The sequence below is a fragment of the Cryobacterium sp. TMT4-31 genome (genome assembly GCF_004403385.1).
GTDB classification, from domain to species: Bacteria; Actinomycetota; Actinomycetes; order Actinomycetales; family Microbacteriaceae; genus Cryobacterium; species Cryobacterium zongtaii.
In genome coordinates this window covers 105100-118442 of the sequence record NZ_SOGI01000044.1, presented here as the reverse complement: position 1 = coordinate 118442, position 13343 = coordinate 105100, and the positions used below count along the sequence as shown (strand labels likewise).

13 protein-coding genes and 2 tRNA genes are annotated in these 13343 nt (G+C 64.7%); 12 read left to right on the top strand and 3 right to left on the bottom strand.

From position 1 onward, the window contains the following. The first annotated feature begins 2 nt into the window (after positions 1 to 2). From recF to E3T19_RS11040, 7 genes are all read left to right on the top strand, one after another. On the top strand, positions 3 to 1196 hold the full coding sequence (gene recF / locus E3T19_RS11070; protein WP_103479213.1) for a DNA replication/repair protein RecF: 1194 nt from the start codon (positions 3 to 5) through the stop codon (positions 1194 to 1196). Further along, positions 1189 to 1677, top strand: coding sequence for a DUF721 domain-containing protein (locus E3T19_RS11065; RefSeq protein ID WP_088454785.1), 489 nt, complete (start codon positions 1189 to 1191; stop codon positions 1675 to 1677). Before recF ends, E3T19_RS11065 begins: the two co-directional genes overlap by 8 nt. Before the next feature lie 121 nt (positions 1678 to 1798). Then, positions 1799 to 3778 carry a DNA topoisomerase (ATP-hydrolyzing) subunit B gene (gene gyrB / locus E3T19_RS11060; protein ID WP_134408808.1) on the top strand — a complete coding sequence of 660 codons (1980 nt, stop codon included), beginning with the start codon at positions 1799 to 1801 and terminating at the stop codon, positions 3776 to 3778. Positions 3779 to 3860: 82 nt separating this feature from the next. Beyond that, on the top strand, positions 3861 to 6353 hold the full coding sequence (gyrA, locus tag E3T19_RS11055) for a DNA gyrase subunit A (protein WP_241980184.1): 2493 nt from the start codon (positions 3861 to 3863) through the stop codon (positions 6351 to 6353). Continuing rightward, positions 6346 to 6753, top strand: a complete 408-nt coding sequence (locus tag E3T19_RS11050; RefSeq protein WP_088454787.1) for a DUF3566 domain-containing protein — start codon at positions 6346 to 6348, stop codon at positions 6751 to 6753. The genes gyrA and E3T19_RS11050 overlap by 8 nt, the downstream gene beginning before the upstream one ends. Before the next feature lie 84 nt (positions 6754 to 6837). After that, positions 6838 to 6911: transfer RNA gene (locus E3T19_RS11045), tRNA-Ile, on the top strand. 87 nt (positions 6912 to 6998) lie between these two features. After that, positions 6999 to 7071: transfer RNA gene (locus tag E3T19_RS11040), tRNA-Ala, on the top strand. A gap of 245 nt (positions 7072 to 7316) precedes the next feature. Here E3T19_RS11040 and E3T19_RS11035 read toward each other — a convergent pair. Continuing rightward, positions 7317 to 7853 (bottom strand): hypothetical protein, encoded by a 537-nt coding sequence (locus tag E3T19_RS11035; RefSeq protein ID WP_088454788.1) that lies wholly within the window; start codon positions 7851 to 7853, stop codon positions 7317 to 7319. A 123-nt stretch (positions 7854 to 7976) separates the two neighbouring features. Here E3T19_RS11035 and E3T19_RS11030 point away from each other — a divergent pair, with 123 nt between their 5' ends. Next, positions 7977 to 8516, top strand: a complete 540-nt coding sequence (locus E3T19_RS11030; protein WP_088454789.1) for a peptidylprolyl isomerase — start codon at positions 7977 to 7979, stop codon at positions 8514 to 8516. Between the two features lie 13 nt (positions 8517 to 8529). Then, a complete protein-coding gene (locus tag E3T19_RS11025) occupies positions 8530 to 9375 on the top strand; it encodes a rhomboid family intramembrane serine protease (RefSeq protein WP_134408807.1) in 846 nt (281 codons plus the stop codon). 150 nt (positions 9376 to 9525) lie between these two features. Here the strand turns inward: E3T19_RS11025 and E3T19_RS11020 are convergent, their stop codons facing one another. Continuing rightward, on the bottom strand, positions 9526 to 9768 hold the full coding sequence (locus E3T19_RS11020) for a cell division protein CrgA (protein WP_088454791.1): 243 nt from the start codon (positions 9766 to 9768) through the stop codon (positions 9526 to 9528). An 85-nt stretch (positions 9769 to 9853) separates the two neighbouring features. Here E3T19_RS11020 and E3T19_RS11015 point away from each other — a divergent pair, with 85 nt between their 5' ends. The 3 genes from E3T19_RS11015 to E3T19_RS11010 are packed head-to-tail and all read left to right on the top strand — an operon-like array spanning position 9854 to position 11497. Beyond that, positions 9854 to 10654: a class E sortase gene (locus tag E3T19_RS11015; RefSeq protein ID WP_241980175.1), complete on the top strand. Its 801-nt coding sequence runs from the start codon at positions 9854 to 9856 to the stop codon at positions 10652 to 10654. Between the two features lie 46 nt (positions 10655 to 10700). Then, positions 10701 to 10862, top strand: coding sequence for a hypothetical protein (locus E3T19_RS19005; RefSeq protein ID WP_166788855.1), 162 nt, complete (start codon positions 10701 to 10703; stop codon positions 10860 to 10862). Continuing rightward, a complete protein-coding gene (locus E3T19_RS11010) occupies positions 10859 to 11497 on the top strand; it encodes an aminodeoxychorismate/anthranilate synthase component II (protein WP_088454792.1) in 639 nt (212 codons plus the stop codon). Before E3T19_RS19005 ends, E3T19_RS11010 begins: the two co-directional genes overlap by 4 nt. Before the next feature lie 104 nt (positions 11498 to 11601). Here E3T19_RS11010 and pknB read toward each other — a convergent pair whose 3' ends face one another. Further along, complete coding sequence (pknB, locus tag E3T19_RS11005; RefSeq protein ID WP_121678457.1) at positions 11602 to 13299, bottom strand: Stk1 family PASTA domain-containing Ser/Thr kinase; 1698 nt, start codon at positions 13297 to 13299, stop codon at positions 11602 to 11604. Positions 13300 to 13343 lie beyond the last annotated feature (44 nt).

The window sequence follows — 13343 nt, the reverse complement described above, 5'->3', positions numbered from 1 at the left end:
GAGTGCGGGTCACACACCTCTCCCTCACTGACTTCCGCAACTATGCGCAAGCCGAAGTCCCGTTCGGCCCCGGACCCAACCTGATCGTCGGCCGAAACGGCCAGGGCAAGACAAATCTGGTCGAGGCGCTCGGATTCCTCAGCACCCTGAGCTCGCACCGGGTGTCCCAGACCGGGGCGATGGTGCGCTCCGGCGCAGAATCCGCGATCATCCGCGCACGCCTTGAGTACAACGGCCGGGACATCCTCGCTGAGGTGCAGATCAACCGGTCCGGACTCAACCGGGCCCAGATCAACCGGTCGGTCATCAAGACCCGGGAACTTCCCCGCTATTTCTCCAGCGTGCTGTTCGCACCGGAAGACCTTGCCCTGGTGCGCGGCGACCCGTCCGGTCGTCGACGATTCCTCGACCAGTTGCTGGTGTTGCGGAGCCCCAGACTCTCCGGGGTGCTTGCCGACTATGACCGGGTGCTGAAACAACGCAATACCCTGCTCAAGTCCGCCAGGGCCTCCGGTTTGAAGACCACCCAGCTGGGCACCCTCGATATCTGGGACGAACGGCTGGTGGCACTGGGCTCCGAGATCATCGATGCCCGCGCGGATCTGGTGGCTGAGCTGATGCCGCCGCTGCAAAAGGCGTACAAATCGGTTGCCGGCGCGGATCACGGGCCGAACCTGGTCGCGTCGCTGAGTATTCTCGGTGCCGATGAGGAAGCCGACGAGACCGCCTCCCCGGCCGCAGCTTCGCCGAGTGCGAGCTCAGGTTCCGCGACGGCCGACACCTTCCGCACCGCGCTGGCCGGTCTGCGGCGCAAGGAACTGGACCGCGGAATGACCCTGGCCGGACCGCACCGTGACGATCTGGTCTTCGAACTCAACAATCTGCCGGCCAAGGGCTATGCCAGCCACGGCGAATCCTGGTCCTTCGCGCTTGCGCTCAAACTCGCGTCGGCGGAGCTGCTCCGGCGAGATTCGTCCAGTGGTGACCCGGTGCTGATCCTCGACGATGTGTTCGCCGAGCTCGACCAATCTCGCCGCCGGCGCCTCGCCGAAGCCGTCACCGGCTACGAACAGGTTCTGATCACGGCCGCCGTCTTCGAAGACGTCCCTGCGGTGCTCGCTGCCCACGCCATCCACATCCACGCCGGCGCCGTGGTCGCTGCGCCCGAGGCCGAGAGCGGGACGGTCCGTGGCTGAACACAGTGAAGCCGCCAAGGTCTACCTCCGGTTCAAGGATGTCTTCGGCGACCCGAACGCCAAGCGAACCCGCGCCAGGCGCAAGGCCAGCCCTCAAATCGGGTCCAGCGTGCCGTTCGGCGCCGGCCGGGACCCGCGGGGACTGGGCGAAACCATTAATTCGCTCACCGCGCAGCTGGGCTGGAATTCACCGATGGCCCAGTCGGACCTGCTCGGGTCCTGGATCGAACTCGCCGGTGAGGAAACCGCGAAACACTCCACCCCGGCCGGTATCGACGAGGGCATCCTGACCGTGCACTGCGAGTCGACGGCGTGGGCAACTCAGCTGCGCATGATGCGGGTGGAAATCATGACTCAGATCATGCAGAAGTTCCCGGATGCCGGCATCGCCGCAATTCGTTTTCAAGGACCCAACGCCCCCTCCTGGAAAAAGGGTCCCAGATCAATCCCAGGGCGTGGTCCACGCGATACCTATGGCTAGGTAGCCAAAACAGGTCACCCTTACGAATAAAACGCGTCAAACGGCGGTTTTGGCCGTTGGGGCTTGGGGTGTTTGGTAGGCTGAGGGGTCGCCTGTGCGACGGTCAGGAGCCCAATTTCACATGACAATTGAACCGAAAACTGAGCCGGAGCAGCACGCTTACGGCGCAGAAGACATCCAGGTTCTCGAAGGCCTCGAAGCTGTTCGCAAACGACCCGGAATGTACATCGGTTCAACCGGTCCACGCGGTCTGCACCACCTGGTCTACGAGATCGTCGACAACTCCGTCGACGAGGCCCTGGCCGGCTATTGCGACACCATCGACATCCGTATTCTTCCCGATGGCGCCGTGCGCGTGCAGGACAACGGTCGAGGTATCCCTGTCGATATCCACAAGGCGGAAGGCAAGTCCACCGTCGAGGTCGTCCTGACCGTGCTGCACGCCGGTGGAAAGTTCGGGGGCGGCGGTTACGCGGTCTCCGGAGGACTCCACGGCGTCGGCAGCTCGGTGGTCAACGCGCTCTCCAGCCGCCTCGAGGTCGAGGTGCGCCGGCAGGGCCATGTGTGGCGCCAGAGCTTCCACAACGGTGTGCCCAACGAGTCACTGCACCAGGACGAGGTCTCCGACGAGACCGGGACCACGATCACCTTCTGGCCGAGCTCGGAGACCTTCGAGACGACGGTCTTCGACTACGAAACCCTGCGCGCGCGCTTCCAGCAGATGGCTTTCCTCAACAAGGGTCTACGCCTCACGCTCACCGACGAGCGTGCGGACAGCCTGGACGCCGAGGACAAGCCGCTCAGCAACAGCTTCATGTACGAGCAGGGCCTGATGGACTACGTGGCCTACCTCAACCGGGCCAAGAAGGCCGAACTGGTCAACGAGGAGATCATCTCCTTCGAGTTCGAGGACACCGAGAAGAAGATCGCCCTCGAAGTGGCTATGCAGTGGACCACCGCGTACACCGAGAGCGTGCACACCTACGCGAACACCATCAACACCCACGAGGGCGGTACCCACGAAGAGGGCTTCCGTGCGGCGCTGACCACCCTGGTGAACAAGTACGCGCGGGAAAAAGGCATCCTGAAGGAAAAGGACGACAACCTCTCCGGCGACGACGTGCGCGAAGGCCTCACCGCCGTCGTCTCGATCAAGCTCGCCGAACCGCAGTTCGAGGGCCAGACCAAGACCAAGCTGGGCAACACCGAGGCCAAGGCATTCGTGCAGCGGGTCGTCGGCGACCAGCTTTCCGACTGGTTCAACCGCAACCCGGTTCAGGCCCGCGAGATCATCCGCAAGTCGCTGCAGGCCGCGACCGCCCGGATGGCCGCTCGCAAGGCCCGCGAGACCGCCCGACGCAAGGGCCTGCTCGAGGGTGGCGGCATGCCGGGCAAGCTCAAGGACTGCCAGAGCAAGGACCCCGCCGCCTCAGAGATCTTCATCGTGGAGGGCGACTCGGCCGGCGGCTCCGCCGTGCAGGGCCGCAACCCGGAGACCCAGGCGATCCTGCCCCTGCGCGGCAAGATCCTCAACGTGGAGAAGGCGCGCCTGGACCGTGCCCTCGGCAACGCCGAAGTGCAGGCGATGATCACGGCGTTCGGCGCCGGCATCGGTGAAGACTTCAACCAGGACAAGGTGCGCTACCACAAGATCGTGCTGATGGCCGATGCCGATGTCGACGGCCAGCACATCACCACCCTGCTGCTCACCCTGCTCTTCAGGTACATGCGTCCGCTGATCGACCTCGGCTACGTGTACCTCGCGCAGCCGCCGCTGTACCGACTCAAGTGGTCCAACTCCGCCCACGAGTACGTGTACTCGGATACGGAGCGGGACGCCCTGCTCGCCGACGGCGCGGCCGCCGGCAAGCGGATCCCCAAGGACAACGGCATCCAGCGCTACAAGGGCCTGGGTGAGATGGACTACAAGGAGCTGTGGGAAACCACGATGGCTCCCGAGTCCCGCACCCTGCTCCAGGTGACCCTGGACGACGCGGCAGCCGCCGACGAGATTTTCTCCACCCTGATGGGCGAAGACGTCGAATCCCGACGCAACTTCATCCAGAAGAACGCGAAGGACGTGCGTTTCCTTGACATCTGACGACACCACAGGCACCACGCCGGAAGCCCCCGACGCGGCCAGCGTCGCGGCAGCTGCCGCGCACCTCACCCAGCACGGCAAGATCGACCAGGTCGACCTGCAGCTGGAAATGCAGCGTTCCTACCTCGACTACGCCATGAGCGTCATCGTCGGGCGCGCGCTGCCGGACGTGCGTGACGGCATGAAGCCCGTGCACCGCCGCGTGATCTACGCCATGTACGACGGCGGCTACCGCCCCGACAAGGCGTTCTCCAAGTGCGCCCGCGTCGTCGGCGACGTGATGGGCCAGTTCCACCCGCACGGTGATTCCTCGATCTACGACGCACTCGTGCGCCTGGTGCAGCCGTGGAGCCTGCGGTACCCGCTGGCCCTCGGCCAGGGCAACTTCGGCTCCCCCGGCAACGACGGCGCCGCCGCCCCGCGATACACCGAAACCAAGATGGCTCCGCTGGCCCTCGAAATGGTCCGCGACATCGACGAAGACACCGTCGACTTCCAGGACAACTACGACGGCCGGACCCTCGAGCCCACGGTGCTGCCCGCCCGCTTCCCCAACCTGCTGGTGAACGGCTCCGTCGGCATCGCCGTCGGTATGGCCACCAACATCCCGCCGCACAACCTGCGCGAGGTCGCCGCCGGCGCCCTGTGGTACCTCGAGAATCCCGACGCCAGCCGCGAAGAGCTGCTCGAAGCGCTGATCCAGCGCATCAAGGGCCCTGACTTCCCCACCGGCGCGCAGATCCTGGGCATCAAGGGCATCCAGGACGCCTACCGCACCGGACGTGGCTCGATCACGATGCGCGCCGTGGTGAGCATCGAGGAACTGCAGGGTCGCACCTGCCTGGTGATCACCGAACTGCCGTACCAGGTGAACCCGGACAACCTGGCGATCAAGATTGCCGACCTGGTCAAGGACGCCAAGATCACCGGCATCGCCGACATCCGCGACGAGACCAGCGGCCGTACCGGTCAGCGCCTCGTTATCGTGCTCAAGCGCGACGCTGTGGCCAAGGTCGTGCTGAACAACCTCTACAAGCACACCCCGCTGCAGGAGAACTTCGGCGCGAACATGCTCGCGATCGTCGACGGCATCCCGCGCACCCTGGCCCTGGACGGCTTCATCACCGCCTGGGTGTCGCACCAGATCGACGTCATCGTGCGCCGTACCCAGTTCCGGTTGAACAAGGCTGAGGCGGATGCGCACATCCTGCGCGGCTACCTCAAGGCGCTCGACGCGCTCGACGAGGTCATCGCCCTGATCCGCCGCTCCCCCACCGTGGACGACGCCCGTGAGGGTCTGATGGACCTGTTGACGGTCGACAGGCTCCAGGCCGACGCCATCCTGACGATGCAGCTGCGCCGCCTTGCCGCTCTCGAGCGACAGAAGATCATCGACCAGGCCGCCGAACTCGAATTGCAGATCGTCGAATTCAAGTCGATCCTGGCCAGCCCCGAGCGTCAGCGCATCATCGTGAGCACCGAGCTCGGTGAGATCACCGATAAGTTCGGTGACGACCGCCGCACCGAGATCATGTTCGGCTTCGACGGCGACATGTCGGTCGAGGACCTCATCCCCGAAGAGGAGATGGTGGTCACCGTCACCCGCGGCGGCTACATCAAGCGCACCCGCAGCGACAACTACCGCAACCAGCACCGCGGCGGCAAGGGCGTCAAGGGCGCCCAGCTGCGCGCCGACGACGTGGTCGAGCACTTCTTCGTCACCACGACCCACCACTGGCTGTTGTTCTTCACGAACACCGGCCGGGTCTACCGGGCCAAGGCCTATGAAGCTCAGGAATCCGGTCGGGACGCCAAGGGCCAGCACGTGGCCAACCTGCTCGCGCTGCAGCCGGGCGAGGAGATCGCCCAGATCCTGGACATCCGGGACTACGGCGTGGCCCAGTACCTCACCCTGGCCACCCGTGACGGCCTGATCAAGAAGACCGCGCTCAGCGAGTACGACACCAACCGCACCGGCGGCATCATCGCGATCAAGCTGCGCGAGGGCGACGAACTCGTCTCCGCGCTGCTCGTCGACGAGGATTCCGATCTGCTGCTGGTGTCTAAAAAGGGCATGTCCATCCGGTTCACCGCCTCCGACGAGGCGCTGCGCCCGATGGGCCGCAGCACCTCCGGCGTGATCGGTATGCACTTCCGTGGCCAGGACACCCTGTTGGACGCGTCCGTGGTCTCCGACGACGGGTTTGTGTTCGTCGTCACGGAGGGCGGCTACGCCAAGCGCACCGCCGCCGACCAGTACCGCCTGCAGAACCGCGGCGGACTGGGCATCAAGGTGGCCAAGTTGAACGATGACCGCGGCGATCTGGTCGGTTCTCTCATCGTCGACGAGGAGGACGAGGTTCTTGTGGTCCTTGCCAGTGGCAAGGTGGTACGCTCTGACGTCGCCGAAGTGCCGGCCAAAGGCCGGGATACCATGGGCGTCGTTTTTGCAAAGTTCGCGACCGAAGATCGAATCATCGCCATCGCGAAGAACACCGAACGCAATCTGGTCGCCCTCGAAATCGAGGCGGCCACCGAGATTGATTCGGGGAAAGTAGAATCAGCAGATGAGTAGTGTTGCCGAGAAACTGGCCAAAAAGTCGAGTCGGGGTGCAATGTCGTCCAAGCAGGTACGTCTGAAGCTCGTGTACATCGACTTCTGGTCGGCCGTCAAGCTGTCCTTCCTGATCGCCGTGTGCCTGGCCGTGGTGACCATCGTCGCCACGTTCCTCACCTTCACGGTCCTCAATGGAACCGGCATCTTCACCCAGATCGACGCCCTGTACACGGATATCGCCGGGAGCGCGTCCGAGCTCACGACGATCCTGTCGATCGGCAACGTGATGGGCTTCGCCGTGGTCGTCGCCGTCATCAACACCGTCGTCGTCACCGCGCTGGGCGCAATCTTCGCCGTACTGTACAACCTGAGCGTCAAGGTCACCGGAGGCCTGCTCGTCGGATTCACCAACAACTGACGGATGTGTGCCCAATCGATGGTCGCTTGCGGCCTCGATTGGGACTTTTCGCCAGTTTCCGTTAGTCTGAAACCTGCCCAATGGGGGGATATAGCTCAGTTGGTTAGAGCGCTTCGCTGATAACGAAGAGGTCCCAGGTTCAAATCCCGGTATCCCCACGCAGTACCTCAACACCGTGTCCGTAAACACCGTGTACTTCATAGCCTTACATCTCCGCCAGATTCTCACCCGTGAAGATCCGGTTCGGGGCCATAGCTCAATTGGTAGAGCGCCTGCTTTGCAAGCAGGAGGTCCGGGGTTCGATTCCCCGTGGCTCCACAGAAGAAAACCCCCAGTCGGCACTGCCGGCCGGGGGTTTTTTGATTGTCCCCTCTTCGAGCCCCGCCAGTGGGCTTCAGTGGGCCTCTGTACACCGCAGGATGCGCTCGGGCCACCCGCATCCATGGCGGCATGCGCGTCCGCTCACACCAGCACCCAGCGCCGTTGAAGGTATGGTCGGGCGAAGGAGCACAAAAGAGGGCCCCCGTCGTATGACGGGGGCCCTCTTCGGTAAAGTGCCGGAGCTAGATGTCCGAGGACTTCTCGATCGGCGAGTCAAGCAGCGACTCGTCTTCGGAGACCCACAACTCATCGTCGGCACGGAAGGTCTGCCAAATGGCGTAGGCGACCCCGGCGGCGGCAGCGATGCCGACTCCGATGGCGATGTACGTGCCCGCGCCCAGACCCTGCTTCTCAATCACGACGGGCTTCTGGAAGCGAACCCGGTTGAGAGCGGCGATGCGCGCGTCCTTGGCGATATCCCCCACCGACATGACAGTGCCCAGTGCGGTTCCGATCCCCGGCAGAACCTTGTCAGTGACCTGGTGGCGAACTCCACCGGCAAAATCTTGGGTAGCGTGCACGCCGGGGAGCAGGTAGTGCTCGTATCCCTGGCGAACGCGGGGTACAACTTCTTCACGAGTGAGCACACCAGCCTGACGGCCGGCTTCACGTGCAATCTCGTTGGCGCGGTCGAGAACTTCCTGCTGATTACTCCACAGTTCGTCCGCGCTCTTGCGCAGACGAGTGAGTTCCTTTCGGCGCTTGCGTGACAGGCTCATCTGGACCCTCCATCGTTTCTTGTGGTGAACACTGCCCATCTTGCCACTGAATACCCTGTGAGCGCTCTGAATGCCTGACCGGCATACGGATTCGGATAAAGCTGCTGTGCAAGAATTGTCCCTATGTCTAAGCACACTGCCGTCGCCACGCTCAATACCACCCTCGGACCCATCAAGGTCAACCTCTTCGGGAACCACGCTCCGAAGACCGTCAAGAACTTCGTCGGCCTCGCCACCGGCGAAATCGAGTGGAAGCACCCGGCCACGGGAAAGACCTCCAACGACCCGCTGTACAACGGCACCGTCTTCCACCGCATCATCAAGGACTTCATGATCCAGGCCGGCGACCCGCTGGGCCAGGGCACCGGCGGACCCGGCTTCCAGTTCGACGACGAGATCAACCCCGAACTCGACTTCACCCAGCCGTACGTCCTCGCCATGGCCAACGCCGGTATCCAGGGCGGCCGCGGCACCAACGGTTCGCAGTTCTTCATCACCGTCGTGCCCACCACCTGGTTACAGGGCAAGCACAGCATCTTCGGCGCCGTCGAGGACGAGGCGTCCCGTGCGATCGTCGAGCAGCTTGCTGCCGTGCCGACCGATGGCCGCGACCGTCCGCTCACCGACGTCGTCATCGAGAGCATCACCGTCGAGCAGGTCTAGGACCACCCCGCTCATGAGCCTGCCCGGAACCGCCGCCAACTTCTGTTACCGGCATCCGGGCAGGCAGAGTTTTATCCTCTGTCAGCGCTGTGGACGCACCATCTGCCCCGAGTGCCAGACCCAGGCCGCCGTCGGTGTCATCTGCCCCGAGTGCATGCGCGAGCAACGCCAGAGCGCGCCCCGCACCAAGTCGGCCGCCCGCACCCGGCTCGGCCGCATGACCGCTGCCGGCGAGCCGGTGGTCACCTATTCGATCATCGCCCTGACTGTCGTGGTTTTCCTGCTGCAGCTCGTTCCCGGGCTCGATGTCACCAACCGGCTGCTCTACGCCGGCCTGTACTCCTACCCGGTCGCCTTCGAACCGTGGCGAATGCTGACCAGCATTGTTGTGCACTCCACGGGGTTCTTCTTCCACGTGCTCCTGAACATGTACACCCTGTGGATCTTCGGCCAGATCCTCGAGCGGATGCTCGGACGCGGCCGATTCCTCACGCTCTACCTGCTCAGCGGCCTGGCCGGTTCACTGGGCGTGCTGTTCCTGGCCGACCCGCGCGTGGCCGTGGTGGGCGCCTCCGGGGCGATCTTCGGCCTGATGGGCGCGTTCCTGGTCATCCAGCGAAAGCTCGGCGGCAACGCCACCCAACTGTTGATCCTGGTGGGGATCAACCTGGTGATCGGCTTCCTGCCCGGGCTCAACGTCGCCTGGCAGGCCCACGTGGGTGGTCTCATCGGCGGTGCCGTCATCGGCCTGATCTACGTGCAGACCCGCCAGCGCAGTAGGCGGACCCTGCAGTTGGCCCTGATCGGCGGTTTCGCTGCCCTGTTGGTCGCCTTGAGCCTGACCAAGCTGTTCGTCTAGGCGGCCCGGCGACTGAGTTTCCCCAGGGTTATCCACACCCCGGGAGAAAGTTATCCACAGGAGTTTCCACATTGGGGATAATTACACTGCTGTAATTGACTACCCGAACGGGTGGTTAATTCACGCGGAACGGGTGGTGAACAACCGGGCTCAGCGCCAGCGGGTGGTCATCAGGAAGCCGATGAAGGCGATCCCGAAACCGACGAGGATGTTCCACGATCCGAACGCTGCGACGGGTAGGGCGCCCTGGCTCACGTAGAAGACGATGATCCAGGCCAGCCCGATGAGCATGAAACCGAACATCACGGGCTTGAACCAGACGGCGTTCGGGGCTTCCTCTCCCGCGCGGGCCTCGGGGCGGGCGGGCTTGGTTCGGGGATTTGTGCGTGCCATGCCTGCGATTCTAGCGTCACTGCCTGCGCGGGCCTGCCGGAACTGTCGGCAGATCACCATGTGCGCCCCGATTAGAATCGACTGCATGACCGAGTCGGCCAAGACCGAAGTTGCGGCCCTGCGCGGGCGGAGAGCCCTTCGCGGGCCGAAGGCGCGGGTGCGCCCCCGGGTGAGCGTGTTCGGCGTCCTCGGTGAACTGCTGATCACGGGCGGCGTGCTCGTGCTGCTCTTCCTGGGTTGGCAGCTCTGGTGGAACGACGCCGTGATGGCTGCCTCCCAGTCGCGTGCGGCGGAGTCGATCAGCCAGGGCTGGGTCGAAGACGTCAAGCCAGACCCGGCACCGGCTCCGGCTGCCGAGACGGGATTCGGCGATCCCGTGGTTGCGACGGCCCCCGGTGATCAGACGGCCTTCGCCGTGCTGTACGTGCCGCGCTTCGGCGACACCTACAAGCGCACCATCGCCGAGGGCATCGGCACCAATGTACTGAACAGCCCCGACCTCGGCATCGGCCACTACCCGGGCACCCAAATGCCCGGGGAGGTGGGTAACTTCGCGATCGCCTCCCACCGCAGCGCCAATGGCGGCGGGATGCACCTGATCAACGAGCTGCAGCTGGGCGATGCGATCTACGTGCAGACCGCCGACGGCTACTACACCTACAGGTTCCGCGACATGGAGTACGTGCCGCCGAGCGCCGTCGAGGCCATCGCACCGGTCCCGCACAACCCTGACGGCACACCGGTGGATCGGCTGATCGCCCTCACCACCTGCAACCCGCTGTTGTCCACCGCTGAACGGATCATCGCTTACGGTGTGTTCGAGTCCTGGCAGCCAACCTCGGCAGGGCCGCCGGCCGAGCTGGCGGCTCTGCTCCCGGCCGCTTAGCGGCCCCTCCCTCCACCCGCGACACAGAAGACCGAAGGAACATCCGATGTACGCAGCAATCTGGCGCCTGATGCCCGGACCGGTCTGGGTGCGCATCCTGCTCGTTCTGGTGCTCCTGGCCGCGGTGCTCTTTTCCCTCGCCACCTGGGTATTTCCCTGGGTCGACACGATGGTCAACAACCAGGAAGTGACGGTGGGCGTCCCATGACCCGCATCCTTGTAATCGACAACTACGACAGCTTCGTCTACACCCTCAACGGATACCTGCGGGAACTGGGCGCCGAGACCGAGGTCGTGCGTAACGACGCCTTCCCGGCAGCGGATGTGGCCGCCCGCCTCGCCGAGTTCGACGGGGTGCTCGTCTCCCCCGGCCCCGGCAAGCCGTCCGACGCCGGGGTATCGATCGCGGCGGTGGAAGCGGCCCTCGCGACCAATCAGCCGTTGTTCGGGGTGTGCCTGGGCCACCAGGCCATCGCCGAGGCCTTCGGTGCGACAGTCACCAACGCCGAAGAGCTCATGCACGGCAAGACCTCGCAGATCACTCACGACGGCAGCGAGTTCTACGACGGGGTGCCCCAGCCCTTCACGGCCACCCGGTACCACTCCCTGGCCGTGGTGGACGGAACCGTCCCCAGCGATCTGGTAGTGACCTCGCGCACCCAGGGCGGAGTGATCATGGGACTGCGGCACGTCTCGGCGCCGATCCTCGGGGTGCAGTTCCATCCGGAGTCGGTGCTGACGGAGGGGGGCTACCTGATGGTGGCCAACTGGCTGGCGCTGGCCGGCCTGCCCGATGCGCGCGAGACGGCCAAGCACCTCACCCCGATGCTCAAGCTCAACTGACGGCTCCGCGGCCTCAGGTGGTCCGGACAGGATCGAGGGCGTGCCCAGTGCAGGTCGAGCCTGGCGAGACCCGGTGAGACGGCCTGCGCGGCGTTGGCGGCTGGTTAGCCGGCGCAGTAGATCAGGACGACCTCAGACTTCTGCGGCACATCGCCGGGTGGCAGCGACTGCTTGGTGACCGGTGAGCCGTCGGCGCTGTCACAGGTGTAGTCGGGCTCGAGCTCCAACTCCAGTTGTGTGTTGTCGGATTGCAGGAGCGCGGTGGCCGCGGTGAGGGCCTGGCCGACGACGTTGGGCATGGTCACCAGGCCGCTGGACACCGTGAAGTCCACCGTGGAGCCGACCGGCGTCTTCTCTTCCGGAGCCGGGATGGTCTTCAGCACGATGCCCTCCGGAACGTCCGGAGAGTTCTCGGTGGTCACCGAGCCAGACACGAAGCCGCGTTCGGTGAGGAACGGCTCGGCCGCAGCGAACGGCTGCGTGGTGGTATCCGGCATATCGACAAGCTCAGCGCCAGACGACACGTAGACCTTGACGACGGTGGCCGGCGGTGCGATGGTGCCGGACGGCGGATCGGTGCGGATGACCTCGTCCTTGGCCACGGTGGGACTGCTCTCTTCGGCCTTCGTGGCGGCGAGATCCAATTCCAGCAACGCATCCTGAGCGTCGTCGTAGCTGAAGCCGGTGAGGACCGGAACCCGGCGTGACGTGTCGGGCAGGTTGTTGCTGGGGGTGAGACTCAGCGCCCAGAACATCACGGCGATGACGATGACGATGACACTGACGATGCCGGCCCAGATCCAGATCACCGGGGGGCGACGCTGGGTACGGTCCATGGTCTGGTCTTCGGCAAGCTGTTTGAGGGCGAGCTCCGAACTCGATTCCACCTCTGGAGGCGCGCCGAACAGGCCGCCGGCGACATCGTCCGCCGGGCGTTTCACGGGAATGTGGCCGGCGCCGGCCGTTTCGACGTCGTTGCGGAACTCGACGGCGCTCTGGTAACGGCCGAAGCGGTCCTTGGCCAGGGCGTGTACCACTACGGTATCCAGCGCGGGGGACACCTTGGGGTTGATGGAGCTGGGCTTGACCGGGGCTTCGCTGACATGCTGGTACGCCACGGCGACGGGGGTGTCGCCCCGGAACGGTGGGCGGCCCGTAAGCATTTCGAAGAGCACCACACCGCTGGAGTACAGGTCGGTGCGGGCATCCACCGACTCGCCCTTGGCCTGCTCGGGGGAGAAGTACGAGGCGGTGCCGAGGATGGCGGTGGTCTGGGCGACCGTCGTGGCGGAGTCGGAGATGGCCCGGGCGATACCGAAGTCCATCACCTTGACCTGGCCGGCCTTGGTGATCATGATGTTGCCGGGCTTGATGTCCCGGTGCACCACACCGGCACGGTGCGAGTACTCCAGGGCGGTCAGGACCCCGTCGATGATGCGCACGGCCTCGACGGAATCGATCGGACCCTCACGGATGATGTCCTTGAGCAGACGCCCGTCGACGAACTCCATGATGATGAACGGGATCTGCGATTCGTTGCCGTTGTCCTCGGTGATGGTTTCTTCGCCGGCGTCGAAGACCCGAACGATCGTCGGGTGCGCCATTCGCGCGGCGGCCTGGGCTTCTTGGCGGAACCGGGTGCGGAAGGCGGGGTCCGCGGCGAGGGAGGACTTGAGGAGCTTGATGGCCACCGTGCGGCCGAGCCTGGAGTCGGTGCCGATGTGCACGTCGGACATGCCTCCGCGGCCGATCGACGCCCCCACGCGGTATCGACCAGCAAGCAGACGGCCCTCATCACTCAATGCAAAACTCCCTGCTCGCGGACAATGTTGATCATTTTAGTCAA